Consider the following 26582-nt stretch of genomic DNA (forward strand, 5'->3'; position numbering starts at 1 on the left):
TACTTTTGCCTCAAGACACTATCAATTATCCTGAACTAGCCCAGCAAATTAAGCAATGGGCAAGCGAACTGGGTTTTGCCGACGCGGCGATCTGCGATATCGATTTGCGCCAGCATGAAGCTCAGCTGCGACGCTGGCTCGATTTAGGGTATCACGGCGAAATGAACTTTATGGCCGAGCATGGCACCAAACGCTCTCGCCCGGACGAGCTGGTACCGGGCACGCAGCGGGTGATCTCCCTGAAAATGCATTATCTGCCCCCCGATGCAGGCTTTGCCAAAACCTTGAAAGACCCAAATCTGGCTTATATTAGTCGCTACGCCCTGGGACGCGATTACCATAAGCTTATGCGCAACCGCATTAAGAAACTAGGAGAGCGCATCAGCGAGCAGGTAGAAAGTCTTGGCTTTCGCCCCTTTGTCGACTCGGCTCCTGTATTAGAGCGCCAGCTGGCCGCCAAGGCCGGGCTTGGTTTTACCGGCAAACACAGCTTAATTATCGATAAGCAGGCCGGCTCCTGGTTCTTCTTGGGTGAATTGTTTGTCGATATTCCCCTGCCCGTGGATGACCCCACCGAGCGCTTAGCCAGCCAAGGGGACTGTGGCAACTGCGTGGCCTGCATGACCATGTGCCCTACCGGCGCCATAGTAGAACCCTTTGTGGTCGATGCCCGCAAATGTATTTCCTACCTGACCATAGAGCTTAAAGGCGCTATCCCCGAGCAGTACCGTCAGGCCATGGGCAACCGTATTTATGGCTGTGATGATTGCCAACTAATCTGCCCTTGGAATCGCTATGGCCAAATCACCGCCGAGCAAGACTTTCATGCCCGAGCGCAATTACGCGATAAAAGTCTGCTTGCCCTCTTTGCTTGGGACGAAGCGACCTTTTTAAAGAATACCGAAGGCAGCCCGATACGCCGCATCGGTCATCAACGCTGGCTTCGCAATATTGCCGTGGCTCTGGGTAACGCCCCTTATGATCAAGCCATAGTGCAAGCCCTTGAGGAGCAGCTAGATGAAGTCGATGATTTGGTCGGCGAGCATATTCAATGGGCATTAGCGCAGCAACAACGAAAAGCACAAGCCATAGAGGTCAAGGTGATTAGCACACAAAAGAAAACTCAGCGACTTGTTCGCGCCGTTGAAAAAGGCTTAGTTCGAGACGCTTAGTTAGGACGAGCAATTAAGGATTCGAAGTTATAAATACCACGCACGACAAGGCATTGGTAAATTTTTGCTGTTAAAAAGAGGGATTTTTATTTAATGGGTAAAATTGGAGCGGCACACGAGGTTCGAACTCGTGACCTCAACCTTGGCAAGGTTGCGCTCTACCAGCTGAGCTAGTGCCGCTTCATAGGTCTGAAGCAAAAATATGCTGCTTCATAAGTGCTCTGAGTGAGATTCAAACGTTGAGCTAAACGAGTGAAAATTTGGAGCGGCACACGAGGTTCGAACTCGTGACCTCAACCTTGGCAAGGTTGCGCTCTACCAGCTGAGCTAGTGCCGCTTCATAGGTCGCTCTTTGTTTTATCGCTGGTCGCAACCTGAGGTTGCGGCTTTGCAATTTAGCAGCTGAGCAAGTGCCGCTTCATAAATGCTCTGAGTGAGATTCAAACGTTGAGCTAAACGAGTGAAAATTTGGAGCGGCACACGAGGTTCGAACTCGTGACCTCAACCTTGGCAAGGTTGCGCTCTACCAGCTGAGCTAGTGCCGCTTCATATATAGCTCAAAATTAACACATTCATGTTCGTCTTAAGCGGGGCAGGATTCTACAAGATTGCCCCTTCTTTGCAAGCCCTTTTTTGGGATTTTTTTAAATTTTGAAGATTTCTGTACGATAAACCTGCAATTCCATGATCGAGTCCTTGATATCGTCCAGTGCCAGGTGCGATCCCTGCTTTTTTACCTTATCAAGTACTTCCGGTTGCCAGCGTCGCGCCAACTCTTTGATGGTACTGACATCAATGCTGCGGTAATGGAAGTAATTATCAAGCTCAGGCATATAACGCACAAGAAAACGGCGGTCCTGGCCGATGGAATTACCACACAAGGGCGAAGCTCCTTTGGGTACCCACTGCTCTAAAAATGCCAGGGTATCAGCCATGGCCTCTTGCTCCGTTACCTCACTGGCCTTACATCGCGCCGTTAAACCCGACTTGCCATGTTGGTTGGTGCACCACTGGTCCATGCCATCAAGTAACTCATCACTTTGCTTTATTGCTATAACCGGGCCCTGAGCCAGGATATTGAGTTCGCTGTCGGTGATTATGGTGGCAATTTCCAGGATCCTATCCTGCTCTGGGTCCAACCCCGTCATTTCCAAATCCAACCACACTAAATTCTTATCATTCACAGCCATATCAACCTAACCCTGCTTTACTTTCGGTTTAACGCAATAAGATATATCATATTAGCTTAACTCATAGACCTAAAGCTTTTTTAAAAAGGTTTAGCCCAGCTAAGTACAGAGACCGCGTGGCAAAAAAGCAAAAACTGTCCAAAGGCCAGGCTCGACGCATTCGAGCCAATCATCAAAAGCGCTTACAACGCGCTAAAGAAAGCTCAGCCGACACCCAAACAAGCGAATTCGATAGCGATAACCTCGGCGCTCAGGAGCCTGGGGTTGTGGTCAGTCGTTTTGGCCAACATGCCGACATAGAAACGCCCGACGGCGATGTACTTCGCTGTAATATTCGCCGCACAGTAACCAGCTTAGTCTGTGGCGATGAGGTGCTGTTTCGCCGCGCCAACGTCAGCGACGGCGATATTGCCGGCGTGGTGGAACTGGTTGAAGAGCGCCGCTCTCAGCTTACCCGCCCGGACTTTTATGATGGCGTTAAGGTGGTGGCCGCCAACATCGACCAGATCCTTATGGTATCGGCCGTGGTGCCCGAGTTCAGCACGCAAATTATCGACCGTTATATCGTTGCCTGCGAAGACATGGGCATAGCCCCTGTATTGCTGTTAAATAAGGTCGACATGCTTGAGGATGAAGACCGCGATATGTTTATGGAAATACTCGCCGAATATCATGAGCTGGGCTACGACATTCATCTGGTCAGTAGCCACAGCGGTGAAGGCATAGAGCACCTTAAAGCCGAGCTGGTCGATAAAAACAGTATTTTCGTGGGGCAAAGTGGCGTCGGTAAATCAAGCCTAGTTAATACCCTGCTGCCCGATGCCGAGATCCTCACTCAGGAAGTCTCCTCTAACAGCGGCCTAGGGCAACATACCACCACTGTCTCGCGCCTGCATCACCTGCCCAGCGGCGGTAATCTAATTGACTCACCGGGAATTCGCGAATTCGGTTTATGGCATTTAGAGCCTGAGCGTGTGGCTTGGTGTTTTAAAGAGTTTCGCCAGTTCTTAGGCGGCTGTAAGTTCAGGGACTGCAAACATCTGGACGATCCTGGCTGTTTATTACGCGAAGCCGTGGAAAATGGCGATATTGCCGAGTTTCGTTTTGAGAACTACCACAGGATTATCGAATCCATGGCAGATAGCCGCGCCGGGGCACGTAATCCAAGAGTGTAAGCCGAGCGCTAACCCGCGGCGGCAAGAAACGGCCGCCAACGCCTTGCCTGTTTATTAGGCTATGGTTTTTACTCCTTGATTTAGCTACCATTCGTAAAAATATTTTGAGAATTAAACAGTGAACTTAGATAAAGTAAAAATTGCTTTTCAATATGCATTGCCAAAACACGGCGTATCCCGTTTGGTTGGTAAACTGGCTGCTGCCAAAGCGGGTAAACTAACCACTGCCCTTATCAAGTTGTTTATTAAACAATATAAAATTGATATGAGCGAAGCATTGCATGAAGCTCCCGAGCATTATCAAACCTTTAATGAGTTCTTCACCCGTCCTCTTAAGCCGGGCATTCGCCCCTTGGCTGAAGATGCAAACATTGTCGCCCACCCGGTGGACGGCGCCATTAGCCAACTCGGTGATATTCTCGATGGTCAATTAGTGCAAGCCAAGGGCCACTACTACAGCCTTGAAGCCCTGCTTGGCGGTAAGGCCGAGGATGCTCAGCCGTTTTTAGGCGGTAAGTTCGCTACCATCTACCTGGCGCCCAAGGATTATCACCGTATTCATATGCCTGTCGATGGTACGCTAAAACGCATGATTTACGTGCCGGGCGATTTATTCTCGGTTAACCCGTTAACGGCGCAAAACGTGCCTAACCTGTTCGCCCGTAACGAGCGTGTGGTAGCCATATTCGACACCGAGATAGGGCCCCTTGCCATGGTCTTGGTCGGCGCCACCATAGTCGCCAGCATAGAAACCATTTGGGCCGGCACGGTAACACCACCAGCAGGTAAAGACGTGTTCAGTTGGGATTACCCGAGCACAGGCGACCGCGCCGTGCACCTGAAAAAAGGTGAAGAAATGGGCCGCTTTAAACTGGGCTCCACCGTAGTAATGGCTTGGGGTGCTAATCAGGCCGACTTTATCAGCACTCAAGTGCCTGAAGCCGTCACCCGCATGGGCACGCCTTTTGCGAAATTAGTCGACTAGACACTTCCCCAGGATGGTCAGGTTGTAACTCTGACCATCCATAATCGCCACCTTAGGCAACTCGCCCCACTGGCTAAATCCAGCCTGTTTAAACAAACGCATGCTCGGTATGTTATGGCTGAATATAAAGGCCAACAAATTGGTCACCCCCAAACGATGCGCCTGCTGCTCGGCAAATGCCAGACTCAGTTTGCCTAATCCGCGACCGCGCACCGATTCACACAGGTAAATTGCGATCTCCACGGTTTGCTCGTAGGCAGGACGACCATAGAAGGATTTAAAGCTCAACCAGCCCACCACCTTGTCACCGTCTTTGTAAACATAGATGGGACGTTTATCGTTATGGGATAGAAACCACTCTCGACGCGACTCAACGCTCACCAACTCGGTGTCGGCGGTCACCATGCGACTGGGGATGGTTTGATTATAAATGGCGACTATACTGGGTAAGTCTTCAATCTGTGCAGGTACAAACATATTTCAGCCACAAGCTGGGTGATCTAATGTGCCGATACTAACCTATATATTAAAACTAACAATAACTTGAGAACGAACATGTTTAAATTATTTCTCGCCAGCTTATTCTTATTGGCTACGAGCCTGGCTTATGCCAATGACAACCAGGAATGTGGCGACTTTACCGATATCCAGGTGCGCAAACTGCGCTCCGAGCAAAGCATCAACCTGTGCCAGTTTAAAGACTCGCCCTTGCTGATAGTCAACACCGCCAGTAATTGCGGCTTTACACCCCAATTTAAAGAGCTCGAACAGCTGCATCAAAAATACAAAGACCAGGGGCTGGTGATTTTGGGCTTCCCTTCCGATGATTTTTTCCAAGAAGAAGATGAGGAAAAAGACACTGCCAAGGTCTGCTTTATCAATTATGGCGTGACCTTTACCATGATGGCGCCGGTGTCGGTGCGTGGCTCAGATGCCCATCCGGTATTTCAATACCTCAACAAGAAAACCAGCTCGCCCAATTGGAACTTTTACAAATATCTGGTGAGCAAGGATAGACAGCAGGTACAACGCTTTAACAGCCGTACCAAGCCGCTGTCGAGCGAACTCACCAAGGCAATTGAACAAGCTCTCGCTCACAAAGACTAAACTTTAACACAATTACGGTGGCCAACTCAGGGCTAGCAAGCTAGTCTTGTCTCATTGATTATAAAGAAGATATGGAGAGTAAATATGACATTGGCAAGTGCGCGTCACATACTGGTAGACAACGAGGCCCTGTGTCTTGATCTGAAGGAACAAATTGAGCAAGGCGCTGATTTTGCAGAATTAGCAAAGTTGCATTCCATGTGTCCAAGTTCGCAAGATGGCGGTGCCCTCGGTGAATTTGGCCCGGGTATGATGGTGCCAGAATTTGATAAAGTGGTATTTTCGGCCCCTCTTAATGTAGTTCAGGGCCCGGTGCAAACCCAGTTCGGCTATCACCTTCTTGAGGTTACCAGTCGTAGCGATTAATTCCTTTAAATTTCAGTTGCATTGACCGCCAAGCCTGTTATGTTTGAGCTCTCGAACACAGACTCACGCTTACGGCAGGTTTGGCAATGCAACTGTATGGCTCCAACACGTCTCCTTTCGCTCGTCGCTTACGCATCTGGTGTGAACAGCACAATCTAGCGGTTTCTTTTCAACACCTTGATATTTTTTCGCCCGATGGCAGAAAATTCCTTTTGGCTCACAGTCCAGTGGCTAAAATTCCCTTTTTGGTCGATGGCGAACAGGTCATTTACGACTCCAATGTGGTGTACGAATACCTAAGTGCGCACTTTAAACTGCCCAGCATGAGTTGGGATGAGCGCAATCAACTCACGGTTATCAATGCCGCCAATGACTCGGCCATAGAGCTGCTGTTAAGCCAGCGCTCCGGCTTTGACACCAATGAAGAACACTTATTTTTCGACTTGCAAAAACAGCGTATCGCCCTGTGCCTTGATGCCCTAGAGCAACAGGTAGCGGCTATACAGCATAGCTACGTATGCGCCAGCCTGTTTTGTCTACTTGATTGGCTACAATTTAGAGAGCTACATGATGTAACGCCTTACCCGGCACTCATGGCTTTTTGGCAAGCCCAGAAAACATCACCACAAGCACAAGCAACGGATCCAAGACAGGGATAATTAAGATGGCACATGACGACATTGAAATTGAATCGCAGTGGGAGCTATTTTGCGACCAGGTGCAACAAAGCAAAGAGATCTGGTTGCTCGGCAGTGATGATGGCGGTATTGCCTCGGTCAGCTCCGCCTATGATGACAACCAGGATGTATTGCTTATGTGGCACAGTGAAGAGCTGGCTCAGGCGCAATGCACAGGTGACTGGCAAGGGTTTAGCCCTTTCTCATTGCCCCTCGATGAAGTGCTTGAGGACTTCGCTCCTCAGTTAATTGACGATAATGTTATGGTGGGTATCAACTGGGATAATCAGGTCTGCACCGAGCTGTCGGCCAAGTCCTTGGTGAGCGCACTAACCGATTAATACCTAGTGAAGACCCATTTAGGCCGGCGGCCCTTTTCCAGTATGGAGTTACATACCCTGTTTTCCGGGTATATTTATGGCGATGACAAGCAAGCGCGCGAGCAGCCCAAGCATTGGCATTTTTGGCTGCCGCTGCTGGCCTATTACAGCGGTGGTTTTAGCGATGAACTCGCTTCCTTAGAACTGGGTGATGTCGATATCACCAGCACTATACCGGTTTTACACCTGCACACCCATGGCAAGATCAAGGCTCGTAAAATCCCCATCCACCCGCATTTGTTTGCCTCTGGCCTGAGCGAGTATGTCGATTTCGTCAAAACGCAGCAGCACAGCCGCTTATTATTCGACTTACCATCAAAGTCAGGGCGTTACAGTGAAAAGGCCCGTATTTGGTTCTCTGGTGAGGGCGAACGCGCTGGGTATATGCAAAAATGCCATCTGCCGACCGTGGATCAACAAGGTCATAAAACCGCGCTCAGCAGTTTGCGCCTTAACTTTGAGCAAAGCATTCGCATCAGCGCCATGCAGCTTGGCTGCAAACCCGGCTTTTATTATCTGATGGGGCTAAAAGACTACCCCGAAGATGATTTTGCCGATCTGCGCACCCTGCAAAAAATTGTTCGCGGGGTACGCATAGTGAATGCTCATAGCCATTGGCAGCGCTTCTGCGCCCGCAGCTAACTAGGGCGCCTTATCCTCACAGACAAAAGCCAGCTTATCGCCCTCGGGCAAATAGCTCAGTCGGGTGATATTTCCTGCACAGTATTCGCTTAAGTCATGCCACAGGGTAGCCGCTTTGGCGCTCTGTAACTGCTTTTGATATACCCGCCCGCCGTAGGCATAAGCTATGCTCTTATCCGTCACCCAGGTATAGTCCTGCACTCCTTGTGGCAAACGAAACAGCTGGGTCACGGTTTTCGTGTCTGGGGCAAAGCTGCTAAACCAGTTTTGCAAGTCCTGCTGCTGGGTAAAGGTGAAGACGCCCAGCACCGGGTTATAGCTAAAGCCACGACCCGGATTATCCGCCACATGATGGATTTTTTCCGGCTCGGCCAGATTAAAATATTTGGCGCTGTGCGGCTCACCAAGAGCAAACACCAGCAAGTCCTGCCGTGCTCCCCAAGCGTGATAACCTATGGTCAGGCTGTTATCCAGGATGCGTGTGCTCGGCGCCGACTCACCCAAGGGGTAAGACCAAAGCTTTTGGCTGGCATCGGGTTCAACCACCACGGCCGATAAGGCGTTTAAACCTGGCACCAAGGTTGGCGAATATTCGCTGTAAGCTGGGGTGTTACTGATATTACGGCGGTCTTGGGTGGCGAAGTCGTAAAAGAAGATCTCCTTTTGTGCCTGCTTATCAGTGCCGATTTCATAACTGTAGTAGACGCCAGCTTTACTTATCGCCGGTTGATTGCTGTAAGTCCCGCGCTCGCTCACCGCCAGCACTTCGGCTTGTCCCTGCTCATCGTGTTGCAACAGCAGGATTTGGCTCTGGGCCAAGGCCAGCGGGCTGCAACACAGCAAGCTTAATACCTTTAAAGTCGTTAATTTCATTATTGTTTTCGTTCTTATTTTTGCTCTTAAATTTGCCCTTCTATACTAGCGTGAAATCCCTTTAGGGCAAACCGCGCCTTGATTTAACATGGAAGCCCCTTTATAAAGGGTATTTGAGTTAACAAACGATTAATCTTATGTCGGCCAAACATCCCATTGTCGCGATTACCGGTTCTTCAGGTGCGGGCACTACCACCACCACCAATGCCATTAAGCATATTTTCCGCAGCCTGGACGTCAACGCCGCCTTTATCGAAGGCGATAGCTTCCACCGCTATACCCGCCCCGAGATGGATAAGAAAATACGCGAAGCAGAGCAACAAGGTCGTCATATCAGTTATTTTGGTCGTGAAGCCAATGATTTTGCCGCCCTCGAAAAGCTGTTTACCAACTATGGCGAAACCGGCAGCGGCAAGGTGCGTCGTTATCTGCATACCTTTGATGAAGCCGTGCCCTACAACCAACTTCCGGGCACCTTCACACCTTGGCAGGATTTAGAAAGCGGTACAGATTTGATGTTCTACGAAGGCTTACACGGTGGTGTGGTGGATGAAGAACATGATGTGGCCAAGCATGTCGACCTCCTGATTGGCATGGTGCCCATCATCAACCTTGAGTGGATACAAAAGCTGATCCGCGATACCTCGGAGCGTGGACACTCCCGAGAGGCGGTGATGGACTCCATACTGCGCAGCATGGATGATTACGTAAACCATATCACCCCACAGTTCTCGCGCACTCATATTAACTTTCAGCGCGTGCCTACTGTGGATACTTCCAACCCTTTTAGTGCCAAGGACATTCCATCGCTGGACGAAAGTTTTGTGGTGATCCGTTTTCGCGGCATCGACAGCGTCGACTTCCCCTACTTTTTGCAGATGATAGATGGCAGCTTTATGTCGCGAATGAACACACTTGTGGTGCCCGGCGGTAAGATGGGTTTGGCAATGGAGTTATTATTAACGCCGCTGATCAAAGAATTGTTAGTGAAAAAGCGGGCTTTAGAACATTTAGCGCCAGCAGATTTACCCATCTAGCCGGCGCTAATAAAGCTTAAAGGATTAAGCTTCTGGCAGGTTGCGACCGTAGAAGATCTCTTGGATCTCGCGGTTTAAACGCTCACGAATTTCTTCCTGCTCGCTTTCTTCAAGCTCATCGGTAGTTACACCGAACAGGTAAGTATTTAAATCCGTTTCTTTAAGCATCATCTTGGTGTGGAACAGGTTCTCCTGGTACACATTCACGTCCATCATCTGATACAGCTCTTTGGTATCATCAGTCATGTAATTCTGAATAGAATTAATGGCATGGTCGATATAATGCTTAACACCGTTAACGTCACGGGTAAAACCACGCACACGGTAGTCAATAGTTACCACGTCCGATTCCAACGAGTGGATCAGGAAGTTCAACGCTTTTAGTGGCGAAATAATGCCACAGGTTGATACTTCGATATCGGCACGGAAGGTACAAATACCATCATGCGGGTGCGACTCTGGGTAGGTGTGCACACAAATATGGCTTTTATCCAGGTGCGCAACCACAGACTCGGGTAATGGCCCCGGCGTTTCTTCGCTGTCAAAGCTCTGTTCGTCTACCGGCTCTTCCGAGATCAGAATAGTTACACTGGCCCCTTGAGGGTCATAATCCTGACGGGCAACATTAAGGATATTGGCGCCAATAATGTCAACGACTTCACCAAGAATGTCCGTAAGACGATCAGCACTGTATTGCTCATCAATATATTCAATGTATTCTTTACGTTGTTGCTCTGTTTTCGCATAGCAAATATCGTAAATACTAAAACTTAAGCTTTTGGTTAAGTTATTGAAACCATGAAGCTTAATTTTATCAAAGGGCTTGTTCACTATAAACCAACCTCAAACCTAGTCACAAAAGTCACTCAGGGACTCAAAAAAGAGGGCGGATTTTAGCCCAATTTGGCTCCCTTAAAAAGTACTTTTTAAACGATTTCTTGTACTTCAAAACTATGGGTTATTTGCACCGACTTTTCCAGCATAATCGCCACCGAGCAATATTTATCCGCAGACAGGGCTACGGCACGCTCAACATGCTTCTCGCTCACCTCGGTACCGGTAACGATAAAGTGCAAATTAATCTTTGTAAACACGCGAGGTGTTGTCTCGGCACGCTCACCGCTTAGCTGCACCTGCACACCACTTACCTGCTGACGCGCCTTTTTTAGAATGCTAACCACGTCCACCGATGAACATGCACCCGCCGACATTAACACCATTTCCATCGGCGACGGCGCCTTAGGATCACTGCCAGTATCAAACACCACGTTATGGCCAGAATGTGAAGTACCGATAAAGGTGTCGCCCTCAACCCACTTTACGTTTGCTTGCATGTAAACCTCGTTGTTTAAATTAAAATCTCAGCGATTGTAAAGCAGCACGCCGATGATGCAAACCTGCATTTATTCCCGCTGCGATAATTGCGCTCATGCGCAGGACGAGCGGTTATTGAGCCACTGATGCCATGGCGTTATCGAATAGTTTTTTACCAAACTGGCAACTTCATCGATAAAAACGCGCAGCTCCCGAGTCACCTAAAGACAAAAAGCAGCCTAAGCTGCTTTTTTATCCACAAGAGCTGATCAGTCCAGGCTTAAGCCCGGGCTAAGCGTGTCCGGCAGGGTCAGCTGCTCCAGCTCTACCGAGGCTACCGGGTAAGCGCAATAGTCCGCGGCATAGTAGGCGCTGGCTCTGTGGTTACCAGAGGCGCCAATACCACCAAATGGCGCCGCACTTGACGCACCTGTGATAGGACGGTTCCAGTTGACGATACCGGCACGAATACGACGCAGGAAGTATTCATAGTCCGCTTCGTTATCACCCAGTAGGCCGGCAGACAGACCATAAGCGGTTTCATTGGCTTTCTCGATGGCGCTATCGAAGTCGCTGTAACGGAATACCTTAAGCAGCGGGCCAAAATGCTCGTCATCCGGGAAGTCTTGTACCGAGGTACACTCGATAATACCCGGAGTAACAAAACCTGTGCCTGCAGTGTGCGTCAGTTCCAGCAATGGCTGAGCACCTAGCTCAACAAGCTGTTGCTGCGCCGCCACCATGCCCTTGGCTGCTGCTTCGGAGATCATAGAACCCATAAACGGCTGCTCGGCGGCATCATAGTCGCCAACCTTGATGTTTTTAGTGGCCGTTAGCAGTTGCGCCAAAATAGCATCACCCAACTCGCCTTCAGGCAAGAAAAGCTTACGCGCACAGGTACAACGCTGGCCGCTGGAAATAAAGGCCGACTGAATAATATCGTGCACCGCCGCCTTGATATCGCTGACATCTTTAACGATAAGCGGGTTGTTACCACCCATTTCCAAAGCCAGGATTTTACCCGGCTGACCGGCAAACTGCTCATGCAGGATATGACCTGTACGTGATGAACCGGTAAAGAATAGACCGTCGATACCCGGGTGTGAGGCCAAAGCCTTACCGGTTTCAACTTCACCCTGAACCAGGTTAAGCACACCATCAGGCAGACCCGCTTGTTGCCATAGTTTCAAAGTAAACTCGGCTACTGCCGGAGTCAGCTCAGAAGGTTTAAACACCACGGTATTACCCGCTAAAAGCGCCGGTACTATGTGACCGTTAGGCAGGTGACCTGGGAAGTTATAAGGACCAAACACAGCTACTACACCGTGGGCACGGTGACGAATAACGGCTTTACCCACTGGCATGGCATTTTCTACCGTGCCGGTACGCTCTTGGTAAGCTTTTTCTGAAATCGCTACCTTGCCCACCATGGCGGCGGCTTCAGTGCGCGTTTCCCATAAAGGTTTACCGGTTTCCTGGGCGATAATTACCGCCATTTCTTCGCTGTTCGCCTTCAGCTGCTCGGCGAAGGCCTGAACTACAGCCAGACGCTCGGCAAAGGTTTTATCCGACCAAGGGATAAAAGCATTGCGCGCCGCTACAACGGCGTCATTTACCTGCTCGGCGGTGGCGCTGTTGGCCTGCCAAAGCTGTTCGTTGTTAGCAGGGTTTACCGAGCTAACTGCATGGCCCTGACCTGCAAGCCATTGACCATTAATAAATTGTGCTGGATGAGACATAAATATGACTCCTTATAATGCTGCCACGCACACCTGGTCGCCGCTCTGTACTTTGAGCGCATCGGCGGTGCTTTGCGTTAAAATAATTTCGGCGTCATCGCCACCATCTAGATCCACCTCAACCACCAGGGCACGGTAATCTTCAATGTTCTGATTGGCCACCATCACCGCGTTGTCGCCCTGGCTCTCACCTATCACTACGGTGCGCAGGCCACTGTTGATAACGGTGCGGATATTGTCGACCTTGGCTTCCACCGTAGGACCGGCATCGAAAATATCGACATAGCCGTTAAAGGTAAAGCCTTCGCTTTTAAGCAATTCAATGGCTGGACGCGTATTGGTATGAACCTGGCCTACAACCTGCTGCGCTTCTTTGCTCAGCAGGTTTACGTAAATCGGGTATTTCGGCATCAATTCGGCGATAAAGACCTTCTGGCCTATGCCGGTCAGGTAATCCGCGGTGGGGAAGTCCATGCTGAAAAAGTGCTCTTCAAGCCACTGCCAAAACGGACTGCTGCCCTGCTCGTCGGATACACCACGCATTTCGGCGATCACTGTGTCAGCAAAACGCTCACGGTGCTGGTTAATAAACAAGAAACGCGATTTAGACAGTAACTTGCCATTAAATTTTTGCCGATATTTTTCCTTCAGGAACAGCGTACAAAGTTCGGTGGCGCCGGTGTAATCGTTACACAGGGTTAGAATATCAACCGCCTTGTACACACCTAAGGTGCGAGACGAGTGGATCACTTTGGAAAGGTGGTAGTGATAAAATGCATCATCTAAACCCACCGCAGCTTCAATGCCACAGGTACCGGCGATTTCACCGGTTTCGCTATCTTCAAGAACAAACAAGTAGCCTTCATCACCGGCTTTTGCTGTCGGCTTGGCGAAGGATTCAATAGAACGGGTGATCTTATTCTGCAACAACTCTTCATTCAGTGGCAGCGAGGTAAAACCATGCCCCGACTCCTCGGCGATAACGAGCAGCTCTTGATAATCTTGTTGTCGGATTGGGCGAAGAACCATCATAGATCCGCTTACTCCCTAAAGGTTAAACCATAACAAGCCTGGCGCCGCGCCATGCAGCGCCAAACTTCAAATTGACCGGCGTTCTAGTAGTTAGACAGAGCGCCGTGGTGAAGTGCTTAAACTAGGCTGGCAACCGCTTTTTCAAAGCGTGCCATGCCTTCACGAATCTCTTCTTCGCTGATCACCAATGACGGTGTAAAACGTACCACATCGGCACCGGCCACAAGCGACATCAAACCTTGTTCCATGCTGGCAACCAGGAATTCACGGGCACGACCCTTGAACTTATCGTTCACTACTGCACCGATAAGCAAGCCTTTACCACGCACATCACTGAAAACATCGTACTTAGCATTGATGTCATTTAGAAGTTGCTTAAATAGCGCTTCTTTTTCTTTTACGCCTGCTAATACCGCAGGGTCATTGATAGTGTCGAAAGCCGCTTCGGCTACCGCACACGCCAGCGGGTTACCGCCGTAGGTTGAACCGTGCGTACCCGGCTTAAGGTGCTTGGCAATCTCTTTAGTGGTCAGCATGGCACCGATAGGGAAGCCGCCGCCCAAGGCTTTAGCCGAGCTCATGATATCTGGAGTTACACCCAGACCCTGATAAGCATAAAGCTCACCGGTACGGCCAACACCTGTTTGTACTTCATCGAAAATAAGCAGTGCATTGTGCTTATCGCACAACTCACGTACGCCCTTAACGAAATCAGCTTCAGGAGCAATGATGCCGCCTTCACCTTGCAATGGCTCCATCATAACCGCACACGTGTTGTCATCGATCAATGACTTGAATGCTTCCAGGTCGTTGTAATCACAATGCACAATATCACCCGGCTTAGGACCGAAACCGTCTGAATAAGCAGCCTGGCCACCCACGGTTACGGTAAAGAAGGTACGACCGTGGAAGCCTTGGTTAAAGGCGATGATTTTTGATTTTTGTGCACCGAAGTTATCTAGGGCCCAGCGACGAGCAAGCTTTAGTGCCGCTTCGTTAGCTTCCGCACCCGAGTTGGCAAAATAAACCTGCTCGGCAAAGGTCGCGTCGGTCATTTTCTTCGCCAGGCGCAGTGCCGGCTCATTGGTCCAGATATTCGACAGGTGCCAAAGTTTCTCGCCCTGCTCTTTTAATGCCGTAACTAGCGCTGGATGACAATGACCCAAACAGTTAACCGCAATACCACCGGCAAAGTCGATAAACTCACGGCCTTGCTGGTCCCATACACGAGCACCTTCGCCGCGTACCGGGATCACATCCGATGGGTTGTAGTTAGGAACCATTACTTCATCAAATAAAGCGCGATTAACTGTCATTTTCTTTCCTCATTGAGTATGGCGTTAAAAGTGGGTACCAAGTACAGGTCTGGGGACCTTAAAGCTAGTGCAACACTCTTAACAAGGCTATGAAATCCGCCATTAAGGCGACGGACAAAGCACTACATGAATAACATCATTATTTCAGAAAAAACCCGTAAAGTCTCATGCAAAGCTTTCATGCAGACCCCGTAAACACAGGCATTGAGGGTAGATTTTCACCTTGAGTGAATAACTATTTTAGCGCCATTAATAAAGAAGCCATATGGCATGAGTTGCCGCCGTCAAAGCACATACTGAACAGTATTTGAATGAATATACGTAAAAAATTTACAAAATATTTTCAGCAACGGCTTATTTTGCATCAGTTTGCTGGGTGAAAGTACCTAAATCGATACCATATCAAGGGGTAAGTTGAGGATTTTGCAGACCAAGAGAGCCACAGCATAACCGCCGTTCATCTGCTACAACCAATGGTTCTGGCAAGAGCCATAGGCCTGCACCAGAGTTTTGGCCACGCCGCTGAACTATGACGGCTTACCTAAGCGAAGTAATAAAGCACAGGCTTAAGCTTCAATGTCTTCTTTAATAAAGAGATGTAAGTTAGTACTCACATTAGCGCTAATAATCTACGCCTTTAGACTTGAAGAAAGTGCGCCTGCTGAGTTGCTATATTCTGAGCGTTAATTTCGCTCGATAAAGTGCTTTAGCATGTCCAACCCGTGCTGGGTAAGAATGGCTTCCGGGTGAAACTGAATCCCTTCTAAGGCCTTATCGGTATGCAATAAGCCCATGATTTCATCCATCTCACCCTGCTCATTCTCGGTCCAAGCGGTAATTTTCAGCTCGGCTGGTAAGGTTTCCGGGGCCACCACCAAGGAATGATAACGACACACCTCAATGCGCTCGTCTAATCCGGCAAAAACGCCCTGCTGTGTAGTACGTATCACAGAAGTTTTACCATGCATAACCTCTCTGGCACGCACCACTTGAGCGCCTAAGGCCTGGGCTATGGTTTGATGTCCCAGGCAAACACCAAGAATAGGAATACTGCCCTGAAAACGGCGCACCAGATCAAGGGAAATACCCGCCTCATTGGGACTGCATGGTCCGGGCGACAGTACTATATGCTCGGGTTTAAGCGCTTGAATATCGGCCAGGGTCAATTCATCGTTGCGCTTAACCAAGACTTCCTGGTCAAGACGCTGGAAATACTGCACCAAGTTAAAGGTAAATGAGTCGTAGTTGTCGATCATTAATAACATGGAATCTTCCACTAAAAAGCCAAGCATTTACACGCTTGGCTTTGGATTAGTCTATTTCTGCCCTAACGCTTAAGGACGCGGAATAAAGCCAAGTGCGTCGTACACTGCTTTTAATGTCGGCGCTGCCTTCGCTCTGGCTTTCTCAGCGCCGCTGCGCATGATCTGATCCAACAACGCCTGATCCGCACGGATCTCTTTAAAGCGCTGTTGAATAGGCTCAATCATGGCTACCACGGCATCGGCGGTGTCCTTCTTCAGGTGACCATACATCTTGTCTTCGTACTCAGGCACTAGATCATCGATAGAACGCTTGGTTGCTACCGACAGTAAGGTCAACAAGTTTGATACGCCCGGCTTTTCCTGACGATCAAAGTAAATACGTGCCTGCTCGTCAGAGTCTGTCACCGCTTTTTTCAGCTTTTTCTCGATCTTCTTCGGCTCGTCCAGAAGCATGATGTAACCATTTGGGTTTTCGTCCGACTTGGACATCTTCTTCAATGGATCCTGCAAGCTCATTACACGGGCACCAAACTCAGGAATATAAGGCTCTGGCAGCTTAAATACTTCACCATAAAGGTTGTTAAAGCGCGTGGCGATATCTCGGGTCAGCTCCAAGTGTTGCTTTTGGTCTTCACCTACCGGCACCTGATCCGCCTGATACAGAAGGATATCGGCCGCCTGTAACACAGGATAGGCAAACAGGCCGACATTGACGTTGTTGGCGTGCTTGGCCGACTTATCCTTGAACTGTGTCATGCGGTTAAGTTCGCCCATTTGCGCGTAGCAGTTCAACACCCAGGCCAGCTGCGCATGCTCAGGCACCTGAGATTGCACGAATAACGCTGCTTTTTCCGGGTCGATACCACAAGCCGCATAAAGGGCCACACCATCAAGCACACGCGAGCGTAATACTTCCGGCTCTTGGCGAATGGTGATGGCATGCAGGTCAACCAGCATAAAGTAACTTTCATGATGCTCTTGCAAGCTAAGCCACTGGTTAATGGCGCCAACATAATTGCCGATTGTCATACCACCTGTTGGCTGAATGCCGCTTAACACTACTGGTTTACTCATGATGTTCCTTTATTGCTTATCGATTAATGGCGGTGATTATATCTAAGAATTGGTCACAGAGGTACTCTGGATTGTACTGGCGCAGGTCTTCCCCCTGGTGATAACCGCCGCTCAAAGCCAGGGCATCCATGGCCGCTGCTTGTGCCGCCAGCAGATCCGATTTCGAGTCGCCGATCATCAAGGCTTGAGCCGGTTCGACACCAAGCTGCTGGCAAGCCTTTAACAAGGGCTCGGGCGAAGGTTTTTTCTTACCATCATCGCCACACACAATCACCTGAAAATGACTGGCAATACCCAGCTGTTGCAATAAAGCCTCGGTAAAACATCGGGCCTTGTTGGTGACCAGAGCCTTGGGCGTAGCCGCAAAGGCCGCCAATACAGTTTCAACATGGGGGTAAAGCTGCGAATACTGGCCCAACACCGCAAGATAATGGTGGCAGAACAGCTCGTTGGCACGGCTAATCTCCTGCTCCGTTAGCAACGGATTGGGCTCCATATCACCACTGAGCGCACGCACCACTAGCTGCTCTATGCCATTACCGACAAACTGGCTGACCATGGCGTGAGAGATCACCGGTCGAGCCAGATCGGTAAGCATCAGGTTCACCGCTATGTACATATCCGGCACGCTGTCGACCAGGGTGCCATCAAGATCAAATATCAGCGCCTGGTATTTCACTGAGCAACCTTGGCGAGTTCGCTGCGCATCTGCTCGATGACTACCTGATAGTCGGGTTGACTAAAAATAGCCGAACCGGCTACAAACATATCGGCACCGGCGGCCGCCACTTCGGCAATATTATCCACCTTCACACCACCGTCGACCTCAAGTCGAATATCACGACCACTGGCATCTATGATGGCACGTACCTGCTTAAGCTTTTCCAAGGTATGAGGAATAAAGCTCTGGCCGCCAAACCCAGGGTTAACTGACATTAATAAGATAACATCCAGCTTATCAATAACATGCTCAATAATATGCAGCGGTGTCGCCGGGTTAAATACCAGACCTGCCTGACAACCATGCTCCTTGATCAGAGCCAGGGTACGATCCACATGCTCGCTGGCCTCGGGGTGGAAGGTAATAATGCTGGCACCAGCCTTGGCAAATTCAGGGATCAGGCTGTCGACCGGCTTCACCATCAGGTGCACATCAATAGGTGCCGTGATGCCATAATCTCTAAGCGCCTTACACACCATGGGACCAAACGTCAGGTTCGGCACATAGTGATTATCCATCACATCAAAATGCACCACATCGGCGCCGGCGGAAATAACTCGCTCTACGTCTTCACCAAGACGGGCAAAGTCGGCGGAAAGGATCGAGGGCGCGATCAGGTAGTCTTTCATAATACTGCTCCTTTGAACGGGGCCTATACTTTAACGAAAAATACGCATAGTTGTTAGCGTATGTTTATTTTTGCGAGGTTTTTCATCGATCCCGACGAATTATTTAGAAACAAAACGTTAAAGCCCAACCGTTAACATAAATTAAACATTACACCCTTGTTTTTAAAGTAAAAAGTTTAATTATTTTTAAAAGTTCAGTTGTTTTTTTAAACAACTTTGCGTAAGCTCTAGTGACTAGTTAAGGATCGGAGAGGGATATGTTGTTAGTGCTGAAAAAACATGCGTTGTTAGCAGGCGTTGCAACTACTGCTATGATTGTTGGCACTTTTGCTATCCAATCTGGCTCATCTCTTAACTCTGAAACCTATAGCCAATGCGTTTGTGATACCAATGCGTACGGCGAACAAACTCAAGACTGTGCTAATCCTGATGGTGAACAATCTTGGTTTGCTTGGTTTGCCGGCGACAGCCGCAGTGCCCAATTTCATTATTTAGACTTGTTGGAATTACTTAGCCGTAACGACAACAAGGAAAGCGCCCGACAATTCTCTAATACTTCCTACTAGGCAGGAATTCTTATGTGGTCACAAATTCAAACTGTGGTCGCGGCCTTTTTTGGTGTACAAAGCGACGCCAAACGTCAACAAGACTTCAGCAATCATAACCCCAAGATCATTATCGCCCTCGCCATCGCCCTGTTTGTTATTTTTGTCCTAGCCGTGTTTGGCCTGGTTCAACTGGTATTGGCGACCGGATAAATACATAGCCATCAATTCATTGACCTTATTGCGACCATTCCCCTTAGGGCTGATGGTGCGCTTTACCTTGAGCACATCAATATCCGCCTGCTCATAGATCTTTCTGGTCCATAAGGTATCGTGGTTAGAGATCAGTACCGAAGTTTGCTGTTCACCCGCGGCCTGCTCTGCCAAGTTGGCCAGGTTCGCTTGGTCGTCCAGGTTAAAACCGCCTTTGGCGTAGCTGGTAAAGGATGCGGTTTTACTCAGCGGCACATAGGGAGGATCGCAATAAACCACGGCATCTTGCGGTAATGAAGCAAAGACATCGCGATAGCTTAAACAGGTAAAGGTGGCTTGCTGTGCCTTTTCAGCAAAGAAATACATTTCCGCTTCGGGGAAATAAGGCTTTTTATATTTTCCAAAAGGCACATTAAAAATGCCTTTAAGATTATAACGGCACAAGCCATTGTAACCATGACGATTCATATAGAGGAATAGGATGGCGCGTTCGTAGGCATCGCGACTTTCGTTAAAGCGAGCCCGCAAGCCATAATAGACATCGGCGTCATTATTAAGCTCGCAAAACAGCTTACGCGCATCACTGATAAACTCATCAGGCGCATGGGCTAATTCTTTATAGAGGTTGATTAGATCCGCATTGATATCGTTAAGCACGTAATGCTTAAAATTGGTATTTAGAAACACCGAGCCGGCGCCAACAAAGGGTTCAACGAGCGTAGATGCAGAGCTGCCGGTGAGCTCCTGAGCTTGATCTAAACGTTTGGCGATATCTTCGACCAAACTGTATTTGCCGCCCGCCCATTTCAGGAAAGCACGGGTTTTCTTTTGCATCTATTCTACTAGCTCATCTTTAATTATTATCTCACTCCCGGTGCACCACAAGGGTAAATGTAAATACCGGGGTCAAAGCCAAATTCTACCGCAATTCAGGGGACTGTTGCGAGTTTATCTCCCCTTTTATCTGCGCTATTTGTTTACCTTAGCGCTGGGCCTCGCCAATTAGTATGCGTATCGCCGCCAACTAAGAGGTTAGTTCATTCTTAGACACGGCCTGAGCCCAGGTAAGCACATGCCGGCCTTTAACGGCACTATGATAAGGCGCACTGCACCTTCTTATTGGTGCTGACCATTATAGGCCACAGGCAGGAGGAGCGATTGTATTAGCGTGTGAGCAGGGTTTCTAGCTCGGCGTCGCTGACATCATCAACCAATTCACAACGTCCAAATTGGCTAGGCAGAATAAAGCGAATGCGTCCCGCTTTGTTTTTTTTGTCCTTGCGCATATGGGCAAGAAACTGCGCTGGGGTCATTTCATCTGGGATTTGCAATGGTAGATCATAGGCTTTGAGCAAGGCAATAATACGCTCAACCTCGGCACTACTTAGCTTGCCTCGGCTGTGTGCCAGTTGTGCTGCCAGCACCATACCGACCGCGACCGCTTCTCCGTGAAGCCAGGCGCCGTAGCCCATTTCAGCTTCGATAGCATGACCAAAAGTATGACCTAAATTAAGCAAGGCCCTAAGCCCGGCTTCTTTTTCGTCCGCCGCTACTATCTCCGCCTTAATGGCACAGCAACGCTGTATCACCCTTGGCAATAGCTGAGCATCCAAGGCCTTGATCTCTTCAACATTACGCTCAAGTAACTCGAACAAATCAAGGTCGTAGATCAAGCCGTATTTAATCACCTCGGCCATACCGGCGGCAAATTCCTTGGCCGGTAAGGTGGCCAGCGCAGCGGTATCGATAAACACTGCCTGAGGCTGATAAAAGGCACCGATCATATTCTTGCCCAAGGGGTGGTTAACCGCGGTTTTACCGCCTACGGATGAATCCACTTGCGACAACAAGGTGGTAGGGATCTGCACAAAAGGTACGCCGCGCTGATAACAGGCAGCAACAAAACCGGTCAGGTCACCAATAACCCCGCCACCCAAGGCCAGCAAAATGGTATCGCGGCCACAGTTGTGCTCTAACAAAAAGGCATTGAGGCGCTCAAACCATTCCAATGTTTTGTATTGCTCACCGTCGGGCATTACGAAGACAAGAAGATCCTTATCTGCCAAGCTGGCAATCAGGGTGTCCAGGTAGAGAGGTGCTATGGTTTCATTGGTAACGATTACCGCGCGTCGCTCGCCTACATATTGCTGCAGGCGCGCACCGTCTTGTATTAACTCGTTACCAATAAAGATGGGATAACTGCGCTCACCAAGTTCAACATTGAGTTCCAGCATGCGCAATTCTCCTTGGGATATTTAGAAGTTAAGCTTCTCGATGATTTGGTTAGCCACAACTTTCGCACTCTGCTCATCGGTACGCACAACAAAGTCGGCGATTTCTTGATACAGCGGGTTGCGCTCTTCGGCTAGACGCTCCAACACATGCTGCGGCGCTTCTTCTGTTTGCAGTAGCGGACGTCGTTTATCACGCTGGGTGCGGGCAACCTGTTTTTCGATTGGGGTCTCAAGGTATACCACAATACCGCGAGCAGACAGTTTGTTGCGTACTTCTTTACTGACTACTGAGCCACCACCTGTTGCTAATACGATACCCTGAAGCTCGGTTAGATCTGTGATCACCGCTTCTTCACGACGACGGAAACCATCTTCGCCTTCGATATCAAATACCCAAGCAATGTCGGCACCGGTGCGGCGCTCGATTTCGTTATCCGAGTCATAAAACTCAAGGTGCAGTTGGTCTGCAATGTGGCGACCAATTGTGCTCTTTCCGGCCCCCATGGGACCTACTAGAAATATATTACGTTTCTCAGCCATATCTTTTAGTACAAACGAACTCTAAAATTTGAAATAAAACCCCGCCTCGCGACTGGCCCCAAAATTCAAGGGGGAGATTATCTCAGTAATTTATGCCTGTTTTCAAGCATAATACTGCAAATAATCACAGTGGGCGGTGGGTCGATTAGAGAAATCCAGCGCACTTTTAGAACTTAGCCCTGCTTACGATGGATTTCTACTTAAGCCGAATCTGAGTAGGCTACTTAATCACTTTTAAGTGATTAGCTTTTTTGCCTTTGCCGTCGTCCTGACTGTTCTCACGGCTTGCTTGTGGGTTTGGATTGTCAATTGCCTCGAACCCGGCCTGCGGTTGTTGCGGCTCAGACTCGGCAGTTGATTGTACTGATTCAGAACGATCCTGCTCTTCGTATAACTCTTCTTGAGTAAATACCGTGCCTTCGCCATTTTCTCGGGCATAGATGGCCAATACAGCTCCCATGGGTACATAAACCTGCATGGGCTGACCACCAAAGCGAGCATTAAAGGTCAATGCTCGGTTATCCATGGAAAATTGCATTACAGCGCTCGGGCTGATGTTCAACACAATTTGTCCGTCTTGAACAAACTGAGTCGGTACCTGTACCTGAGCAAACTCGGCATCGACAACCAAGTGCGGTGTGCACTGGTTGTCGACTATCCAGTCGTAAAAGGCACGTAACAGATAAGGTCTGTTAGGTGTCATTAGAGACGAATCTCACGTTCTGCTTCAGTCAATGACGCTTGGAACGATTCACGCTCAAACAAGCGAATCATGTACTCTTTCAGCTCTTTGCTGCCAGCACCCGCAAGCTCGATACCAAGCTCAGGTAAACGCCATAATAGCGGCGCCAGGTAGCAATCAACTAGGCTGAACTCTTCGCTCATAAAGTATGGTGCTTCATTGAAAATAGGTGCTACCGCAAGCAGTGCTTCGGTCAGCTCTTTGCGTGCTTGCTCAGCATCGCTGCCACCGGCCAGGATCTTCGAAGCAAGCGAATACCAATCGGTGTCAATACGGTGCATCATCAAGCGGCTGCGACCACGCATTACCGGGTACACAGGCATTAATGGAGGGTGCGGGAAGCGCTCATCCAAATATTCCATGATGATGTTTGCTTGGTAAAGACCTAGCTCACGATCGATCAAAGTAGGAACCGTACCGTACGGGTTAATTTCGTGTAATGCTTCTGGCAGGTTATCTTTCTCCGCCAAATGGATATCACGCTCACGCCTTTCTCAGCCAAGACAATACGAACTTGATGGCTGTACATACAATTCGCGCCGGAAAACAGCGTCATTACAGGGCGTTTATTGGCAGCAACGGCCATGCCTACCTCCATTAAAAAATCACAAAGTACAACATACTTTTTGCGTCATCACAGTGCCTAGCCTGACTAAATTCACAGCAATGATTTTAAACGGCAATAGGGGCATACGCCCCTATTGAGTTAACTGGTTGATTATTCTAATTAATGAACATCACGCCAGTATTCTTTCTTCAGTAAGAAAGCAAAGATAAAGAGGATAAATAGGAAACCAATAACCTTGATACCTAAAGACTCTGAATCTAAACGTGAAGGCTCACCTACATAGGCTAGGAAGTTAGCAATGTCGCGAGCAGCATGATCATACTCGTCAACACTCATTTCACCCTGGCCGTCGGTTTCAACCGCTACCACTTTCTTAACTGTTTTTCCGTGCTCTTCCACTTCCTCGAATACAGGATTTGGTAGGCCTTGTAGTTCTTGAAGAACGTGCGGCATACCTACAGAAGGGAACACAATGTTGTTTACGCCAAATGGACGCGACTCATCTTTATAGAACGACTTTAAGTAGGTGTAGATGTAGTCAGGTGATTTAACACGTGAAATCAGTGTTAAATCCGGTGGCGCAGCACCGAACCATTTTGCAGCATCATCTTTTTCCATCGCATTGGTGATGTGGCTACCTACTTTCGAACCATCGAAAATAAGCGTTTCCTGGCCGATATCGGTAGGAATACCGATATCGCGGAAAGTACGCTCATAACGCTGGTACTGCATTTGGTGACAACCAAGGCAGTAGTTCATAAATAGCTTAGCACCGCGTTGTAATGATGCTTGATCCGTTAGGTCGATGTTTGCTTCTTGCAAAGGCATCGAAGGACCCGCTGCCATTGATAGCGTTGGCAGCAATGCGAATAAACCGATTACTAGTTTTTTCATCACTTAGTCAACCTCTCTGGCAATGGCTTGGTCTTCTCGTTCTTAGAGTAGAAGAACAGTAGCACGAAGAACATAAAGTAAGTAACTGTACAAATCTGCGACAAAATCGTTTTGAAGTCAGTTTGTGGAGTTGCACCTACCCAGCCAAGGATAACGAAGGTTACAACGAACTGAGCAATGTTCAGCTTGTGGAAACCACAACGGTAGCGGATTGATTTAACTTTACCACGGTCAATCCAAGGTAGCAGCGCTAGCACTACAATTGACGCACCCATGGCGATTACACCCATTAGCTTGTCTGGGATCGCACGCAAAATCGCATAGAAAGGCGTGAAGTACCAAACAGGGAAGATGTGCTCAGGCGTTTTCAGCGGGTTTGCCGCTTCAAAGTTTGGCGCTTCTAGGAAGAAACCACCCATAGCCGGCGCAAAGAACACCACGTAGCAGAATAGGATTAAGAAGCCCACAACACCCACAATATCTTTTACCGTGTAGTAAGGGTGGAAAGGAATCGCATCAACGATGTCTTTCTTGTTTGTGTAGTATTCGTGGAACTTGAATTTTGGCTTGTCTTCTTCAGCAACCGTGCCTTTCTTACGCTTGATTTCAACACCGTCTGGGTTGTTTGAACCCACTTCGTGAAGAGCAACAATGTGCAAGAACACTAGGATAACAAGTACCAGCGGCAGTGCGATTACATGTAGGGCGAAGAAGCGGTTAAGCGTTGCACCTGAAATTACGTAGTCACCACGGATCCACAGGGTAAGGTCATCACCAATCACCGGAATAGCACCGAATAGTGAGATAATTACCTGAGCACCCCAGAATGACATCTGACCCCAAGGTAGTAGATAACCCATGAAGGCTTCAGCCATTAGCGCTAGGAAGATAAACATACCGAATAGCCACAGTAGTTCACGCGGCTTCTGGTATGAACCGTAGATCATGCCACGGAACATGTGCAAATAAACCACTACGAAGAACGCCGAGGCGCCAGTAGAGTGGAGATAACGCAGCAACCAGCCGTATTCTACGTCACGCATGATGTATTCAACGGAAGCAAACGCACCTTCGGCCGAAGGAACGAAGTTCATGGTTAACCAGATACCAGTAACGATCTGGTTTACTAGTACTAGCATGGCTAGTGAGCCAAAGAAGTACCAGAAGTTAAAGTTTTTCGGTGCGGGATATTGTGCGATGTGCATATTCCAGACGCGAGTCATAGGAATACGTTCATCAATCCAGTTGATAATATTACCAAACATTATGCTACCCCTTCGCCTTGCTCAGCACCAACTAAAATAGTTGTGTCGTCAATGAAGTAATAAGGAGGGATCTCTAGGTTTAGAGGAGCTGGAACCGACTGGAATACTCGACCGGCCATATCAAATTTAGAACCATGACATGGACAGAAGAAACCATCGTCTGTGCCTTCCACTTTCTCACCAAAGCCACCTTGTAGGAAGCTAGGAGAACAACCCAGGTGAGTACAAATACCCACGGCCACAAAGATAGTTTCTTTGATTGAACGGAATTCGTTCTTGGCAAACCCAGGCTGTTGCGGTTCATCAGACTGAGGATCACGGAGTTGATCTTCGTGTGCTTTAAGTTGTTCTAGCATTTCCGGCGTACGCGAGATTACCCAAACAGGTTTGCCTCGCCATTCAACACGGATTAATTGTCCAGGCTCTAGTTTAGAGATATCCACTTCTACGGGAGCACCCGCAGATTTGGCTCTCTCACTAGGGTTCCAAGACGCAATAAAAGGAACAGCAGCTCCAACCGCACCCACACCACCTACAACAGAGGTAGCAATGGTCAAAAAGCGGCGTCGGCTGTTGTCTACAGGCGCATTGCTCATCCACTTATCTCCACTATGATTCTCAACACTTGCTATATTGAGAACATCAGTTACAGCAGGTTAATTTTTGAAGTTACAAAATAGAAGCGATCATAAATAAAAGCCTTGATTAAAACAAGGTTATTCACTGTTTCACAGTCGAATAAGCACCCTCTCAGCGACTGAGTCTGGGTTCAAAAAGCGTATTCGATTATCAAGCAGTGCTGTTTATGTTATCGCAAACACTCGCCGCCGACGCTGATAAAGATCAAGGTCTAGTCAAGCAAAGTAGTTTAAAATCACTTCGTTAGT

Annotated in this window: 30 protein-coding genes, 3 tRNA genes and 1 pseudogene; 11 read left to right on the forward strand and 23 right to left on the reverse strand. The window is 48.7% G+C overall.

All coding sequences use genetic code 11. From position 1 onward, the window contains the following. Positions 1-5 precede the first annotated feature (5 nt). Positions 6-1172: a tRNA epoxyqueuosine(34) reductase QueG gene (gene queG / locus C2M24_RS10695; RefSeq protein WP_105214858.1), complete on the forward strand. Its 1167-nt coding sequence runs from the start codon at positions 6-8 to the stop codon at positions 1170-1172. Between the two features lie 104 nt (positions 1173-1276). On the opposite strand, the gene C2M24_RS10700 is transcribed toward queG, so the two are convergent. The 4 genes from C2M24_RS10700 to orn all read right to left on the reverse strand — a co-directional run bounded on the left by C2M24_RS10700 (position 1277) and on the right by orn (position 2362). Beyond that, positions 1277-1352 (reverse strand) — tRNA-Gly (locus C2M24_RS10700). A gap of 81 nt (positions 1353-1433) precedes the next feature. Beyond that, positions 1434-1509: transfer RNA gene (locus C2M24_RS10705), tRNA-Gly, on the reverse strand. 132 nt (positions 1510-1641) lie between these two features. Beyond that, positions 1642-1717, reverse strand: a tRNA-Gly gene (locus tag C2M24_RS10710). A 99-nt stretch (positions 1718-1816) separates the two neighbouring features. Then, positions 1817-2362, reverse strand: coding sequence for an oligoribonuclease (orn, locus tag C2M24_RS10715; protein WP_105200092.1), 546 nt, complete (start codon positions 2360-2362; stop codon positions 1817-1819). A gap of 116 nt (positions 2363-2478) precedes the next feature. Here orn and rsgA point away from each other — a divergent pair, with 116 nt between their 5' ends. Both rsgA and asd read left to right on the forward strand, forming a co-directional pair. Next, positions 2479-3537: a small ribosomal subunit biogenesis GTPase RsgA gene (gene rsgA, locus C2M24_RS10720; RefSeq protein WP_105214860.1), complete on the forward strand. Its 1059-nt coding sequence runs from the start codon at positions 2479-2481 to the stop codon at positions 3535-3537. Positions 3538-3655: 118 nt separating this feature from the next. Next, positions 3656-4522 carry an archaetidylserine decarboxylase gene (gene asd, locus C2M24_RS10725; RefSeq protein ID WP_105200090.1) on the forward strand — a complete coding sequence of 289 codons (867 nt, stop codon included), beginning with the start codon at positions 3656-3658 and terminating at the stop codon, positions 4520-4522. On the opposite strand, the gene C2M24_RS10730 is transcribed toward asd, so the two are convergent. Beyond that, positions 4511-4999, reverse strand: a complete 489-nt coding sequence (locus tag C2M24_RS10730) for a GNAT family N-acetyltransferase (protein ID WP_105200089.1) — start codon at positions 4997-4999, stop codon at positions 4511-4513. The two genes, asd and C2M24_RS10730, sit on opposite strands and share 12 nt — an antisense overlap. Before the next feature lie 78 nt (positions 5000-5077). On the opposite strand from C2M24_RS10730, the gene C2M24_RS10735 reads away from it, so the two are divergent. From C2M24_RS10735 to C2M24_RS10755, 5 genes are all read left to right on the forward strand, one after another. Further along, positions 5078-5629 (forward strand): glutathione peroxidase, encoded by a 552-nt coding sequence (locus tag C2M24_RS10735; RefSeq protein ID WP_105214862.1) that lies wholly within the window; start codon positions 5078-5080, stop codon positions 5627-5629. Positions 5630-5713: 84 nt separating this feature from the next. Beyond that, positions 5714-5995 (forward strand): peptidylprolyl isomerase, encoded by a 282-nt coding sequence (locus C2M24_RS10740; protein WP_105200087.1) that lies wholly within the window; start codon positions 5714-5716, stop codon positions 5993-5995. 86 nt (positions 5996-6081) lie between these two features. Then, positions 6082-6654: a glutathione S-transferase family protein gene (locus tag C2M24_RS10745; RefSeq protein WP_105214864.1), complete on the forward strand. Its 573-nt coding sequence runs from the start codon at positions 6082-6084 to the stop codon at positions 6652-6654. A gap of 5 nt (positions 6655-6659) precedes the next feature. Next, entirely contained in the window at positions 6660-7013 is a 354-nt protein-coding gene (locus tag C2M24_RS10750; protein ID WP_105214866.1) for a DUF2750 domain-containing protein, read from the forward strand. A 6-nt stretch (positions 7014-7019) separates the two neighbouring features. Further along, positions 7020-7694 (forward strand): hypothetical protein, encoded by a 675-nt coding sequence (locus C2M24_RS10755; RefSeq protein WP_105214868.1) that lies wholly within the window; start codon positions 7020-7022, stop codon positions 7692-7694. Here the strand turns inward: C2M24_RS10755 and C2M24_RS10760 are convergent, their stop codons facing one another. Beyond that, positions 7695-8567: a hypothetical protein gene (locus C2M24_RS10760; RefSeq protein ID WP_105214870.1), complete on the reverse strand. Its 873-nt coding sequence runs from the start codon at positions 8565-8567 to the stop codon at positions 7695-7697. 137 nt (positions 8568-8704) lie between these two features. Here C2M24_RS10760 and C2M24_RS10765 point away from each other — a divergent pair, with 137 nt between their 5' ends. Next, positions 8705-9604, forward strand: coding sequence for a phosphoribulokinase (locus C2M24_RS10765; RefSeq protein ID WP_105187972.1), 900 nt, complete (start codon positions 8705-8707; stop codon positions 9602-9604). A gap of 24 nt (positions 9605-9628) precedes the next feature. Here the strand turns inward: C2M24_RS10765 and speD are convergent, their stop codons facing one another. The 9 genes from speD to rpe all read right to left on the reverse strand — a co-directional run bounded on the left by speD (position 9629) and on the right by rpe (position 18694). Next, entirely contained in the window at positions 9629-10435 is an 807-nt protein-coding gene (gene speD, locus C2M24_RS10770; protein ID WP_105200081.1) for an adenosylmethionine decarboxylase, read from the reverse strand. A gap of 95 nt (positions 10436-10530) precedes the next feature. After that, positions 10531-10938: an OsmC family protein gene (locus tag C2M24_RS10775; RefSeq protein WP_105200080.1), complete on the reverse strand. Its 408-nt coding sequence runs from the start codon at positions 10936-10938 to the stop codon at positions 10531-10533. A 249-nt stretch (positions 10939-11187) separates the two neighbouring features. Beyond that, positions 11188-12657 (reverse strand): succinylglutamate-semialdehyde dehydrogenase, encoded by a 1470-nt coding sequence (astD, locus tag C2M24_RS10780; RefSeq protein WP_105214872.1) that lies wholly within the window; start codon positions 12655-12657, stop codon positions 11188-11190. 12 nt (positions 12658-12669) lie between these two features. Beyond that, a complete protein-coding gene (gene astA, locus C2M24_RS10785) occupies positions 12670-13689 on the reverse strand; it encodes an arginine N-succinyltransferase (RefSeq protein ID WP_105200078.1) in 1020 nt (339 codons plus the stop codon). A 116-nt stretch (positions 13690-13805) separates the two neighbouring features. Continuing rightward, on the reverse strand, positions 13806-15005 hold the full coding sequence (locus tag C2M24_RS10790; RefSeq protein ID WP_105200077.1) for an aspartate aminotransferase family protein: 1200 nt from the start codon (positions 15003-15005) through the stop codon (positions 13806-13808). A gap of 683 nt (positions 15006-15688) precedes the next feature. Next, complete coding sequence (locus C2M24_RS10795) at positions 15689-16270, reverse strand: anthranilate synthase component II (protein ID WP_105200295.1); 582 nt, start codon at positions 16268-16270, stop codon at positions 15689-15691. Between the two features lie 69 nt (positions 16271-16339). Beyond that, positions 16340-17344 (reverse strand): tryptophan--tRNA ligase, encoded by a 1005-nt coding sequence (gene trpS / locus C2M24_RS10800; protein WP_105200076.1) that lies wholly within the window; start codon positions 17342-17344, stop codon positions 16340-16342. Positions 17345-17360: 16 nt separating this feature from the next. Next, positions 17361-18023, reverse strand: a complete 663-nt coding sequence (locus tag C2M24_RS10805; protein WP_105200075.1) for an HAD-IA family hydrolase — start codon at positions 18021-18023, stop codon at positions 17361-17363. After that, positions 18020-18694, reverse strand: a complete 675-nt coding sequence (gene rpe / locus C2M24_RS10810) for a ribulose-phosphate 3-epimerase (RefSeq protein ID WP_105200074.1) — start codon at positions 18692-18694, stop codon at positions 18020-18022. Before rpe ends, C2M24_RS10805 begins: the two co-directional genes overlap by 4 nt. 257 nt (positions 18695-18951) lie before the next feature. Between rpe and C2M24_RS10815 the strand changes: the two genes are divergently transcribed. Continuing rightward, positions 18952-19260, forward strand: a complete 309-nt coding sequence (locus tag C2M24_RS10815) for a hypothetical protein (RefSeq protein WP_105214874.1) — start codon at positions 18952-18954, stop codon at positions 19258-19260. Between the two features lie 12 nt (positions 19261-19272). After that, positions 19273-19452 (forward strand): DUF2970 domain-containing protein, encoded by a 180-nt coding sequence (locus C2M24_RS10820; protein WP_105200072.1) that lies wholly within the window; start codon positions 19273-19275, stop codon positions 19450-19452. Here C2M24_RS10820 and C2M24_RS10825 read toward each other — a convergent pair. From C2M24_RS10825 to petA, 8 genes and pseudogenes are all read right to left on the reverse strand, one after another. Beyond that, positions 19408-20286, reverse strand: coding sequence for a Dam family site-specific DNA-(adenine-N6)-methyltransferase (locus C2M24_RS10825; protein WP_105200071.1), 879 nt, complete (start codon positions 20284-20286; stop codon positions 19408-19410). The genes C2M24_RS10820 and C2M24_RS10825 overlap by 45 nt on opposite strands. 329 nt (positions 20287-20615) lie before the next feature. Next, positions 20616-21686 carry a 3-dehydroquinate synthase gene (gene aroB / locus C2M24_RS10830; protein ID WP_105214876.1) on the reverse strand — a complete coding sequence of 357 codons (1071 nt, stop codon included), beginning with the start codon at positions 21684-21686 and terminating at the stop codon, positions 20616-20618. A 21-nt stretch (positions 21687-21707) separates the two neighbouring features. Further along, the gene (gene aroK / locus C2M24_RS10835) at positions 21708-22226 is read right to left on the reverse strand and encodes a shikimate kinase AroK (protein WP_105187988.1); all 519 of its coding nucleotides are present in this window, start codon (positions 22224-22226) and stop codon (positions 21708-21710) included. A gap of 220 nt (positions 22227-22446) precedes the next feature. Continuing rightward, positions 22447-22929: a ClpXP protease specificity-enhancing factor gene (locus C2M24_RS10840; protein ID WP_105200069.1), complete on the reverse strand. Its 483-nt coding sequence runs from the start codon at positions 22927-22929 to the stop codon at positions 22447-22449. Next, positions 22929-23554, reverse strand: a pseudogene (gene sspA / locus C2M24_RS10845) (stringent starvation protein SspA). The gene C2M24_RS10840 and the pseudogene sspA overlap by 1 nt, the downstream one beginning before the upstream one ends. 141 nt (positions 23555-23695) lie before the next feature. After that, the gene (locus tag C2M24_RS10850) at positions 23696-24433 is read right to left on the reverse strand and encodes a cytochrome c1 (protein WP_105200067.1); all 738 of its coding nucleotides are present in this window, start codon (positions 24431-24433) and stop codon (positions 23696-23698) included. Beyond that, complete coding sequence (locus tag C2M24_RS10855; protein WP_105200066.1) at positions 24430-25695, reverse strand: cytochrome b; 1266 nt, start codon at positions 25693-25695, stop codon at positions 24430-24432. Before C2M24_RS10855 ends, C2M24_RS10850 begins: the two co-directional genes overlap by 4 nt. Beyond that, entirely contained in the window at positions 25695-26291 is a 597-nt protein-coding gene (gene petA, locus C2M24_RS10860) for a ubiquinol-cytochrome c reductase iron-sulfur subunit (RefSeq protein ID WP_105200065.1), read from the reverse strand. Before petA ends, C2M24_RS10855 begins: the two co-directional genes overlap by 1 nt. Between the last annotated feature and the right edge of the window lie 291 nt (positions 26292-26582).

Source organism: Pseudoalteromonas sp. T1lg22 (genome assembly GCF_002964645.1).
Classification (GTDB): Bacteria; Pseudomonadota; Gammaproteobacteria; order Enterobacterales; family Alteromonadaceae; genus Pseudoalteromonas.

Bases quoted from the DNA above. Each gene is read 5' to 3' on its own strand.
- orn (WP_105200092.1), bottom strand. From the start codon at position 2,362: ATGGCTGTGAATGATAAGAATTTAGTGTGGTTGGATTTGGAAATGACG.
- C2M24_RS10730 (WP_105200089.1), bottom strand. From the start codon at position 4,999: ATGTTTGTACCTGCACAGATTGAAGACTTACCCAGTATAGTCGCCATT.
- C2M24_RS10735 (WP_105214862.1), top strand. From the start codon at position 5,078: ATGTTTAAATTATTTCTCGCCAGCTTATTCTTATTGGCTACGAGCCTG.
- C2M24_RS10740 (WP_105200087.1), top strand. From the start codon at position 5,714: ATGACATTGGCAAGTGCGCGTCACATACTGGTAGACAACGAGGCCCTG.
- C2M24_RS10745 (WP_105214864.1), top strand. From the start codon at position 6,082: ATGCAACTGTATGGCTCCAACACGTCTCCTTTCGCTCGTCGCTTACGC.
- C2M24_RS10750 (WP_105214866.1), top strand. From the start codon at position 6,660: ATGGCACATGACGACATTGAAATTGAATCGCAGTGGGAGCTATTTTGC.
- C2M24_RS10760 (WP_105214870.1), bottom strand. From the start codon at position 8,567: ATGAAATTAACGACTTTAAAGGTATTAAGCTTGCTGTGTTGCAGCCCG.
- C2M24_RS10765 (WP_105187972.1), top strand. From the start codon at position 8,705: ATGTCGGCCAAACATCCCATTGTCGCGATTACCGGTTCTTCAGGTGCG.
- C2M24_RS10775 (WP_105200080.1), bottom strand. From the start codon at position 10,938: ATGCAAGCAAACGTAAAGTGGGTTGAGGGCGACACCTTTATCGGTACT.
- astD (WP_105214872.1), bottom strand. From the start codon at position 12,657: ATGTCTCATCCAGCACAATTTATTAATGGTCAATGGCTTGCAGGTCAG.
- astA (WP_105200078.1), bottom strand. From the start codon at position 13,689: ATGATGGTTCTTCGCCCAATCCGACAACAAGATTATCAAGAGCTGCTC.
- C2M24_RS10790 (WP_105200077.1), bottom strand. From the start codon at position 15,005: ATGACAGTTAATCGCGCTTTATTTGATGAAGTAATGGTTCCTAACTAC.
- C2M24_RS10795 (WP_105200295.1), bottom strand. From the start codon at position 16,270: ATGTTATTAATGATCGACAACTACGACTCATTTACCTTTAACTTGGTG.
- trpS (WP_105200076.1), bottom strand. From the start codon at position 17,344: ATGAGTAAACCAGTAGTGTTAAGCGGCATTCAGCCAACAGGTGGTATG.
- rpe (WP_105200074.1), bottom strand. From the start codon at position 18,694: ATGAAAGACTACCTGATCGCGCCCTCGATCCTTTCCGCCGACTTTGCC.
- C2M24_RS10815 (WP_105214874.1), top strand. From the start codon at position 18,952: ATGTTGTTAGTGCTGAAAAAACATGCGTTGTTAGCAGGCGTTGCAACT.
- C2M24_RS10820 (WP_105200072.1), top strand. From the start codon at position 19,273: ATGTGGTCACAAATTCAAACTGTGGTCGCGGCCTTTTTTGGTGTACAA.
- C2M24_RS10825 (WP_105200071.1), bottom strand. From the start codon at position 20,286: ATGCAAAAGAAAACCCGTGCTTTCCTGAAATGGGCGGGCGGCAAATAC.
- aroB (WP_105214876.1), bottom strand. From the start codon at position 21,686: ATGCTGGAACTCAATGTTGAACTTGGTGAGCGCAGTTATCCCATCTTT.
- aroK (WP_105187988.1), bottom strand. From the start codon at position 22,226: ATGGCTGAGAAACGTAATATATTTCTAGTAGGTCCCATGGGGGCCGGA.
- C2M24_RS10840 (WP_105200069.1), bottom strand. From the start codon at position 22,929: ATGACACCTAACAGACCTTATCTGTTACGTGCCTTTTACGACTGGATA.
- C2M24_RS10855 (WP_105200066.1), bottom strand. From the start codon at position 25,695: ATGTTTGGTAATATTATCAACTGGATTGATGAACGTATTCCTATGACT.
- petA (WP_105200065.1), bottom strand. From the start codon at position 26,291: ATGAGCAATGCGCCTGTAGACAACAGCCGACGCCGCTTTTTGACCATT.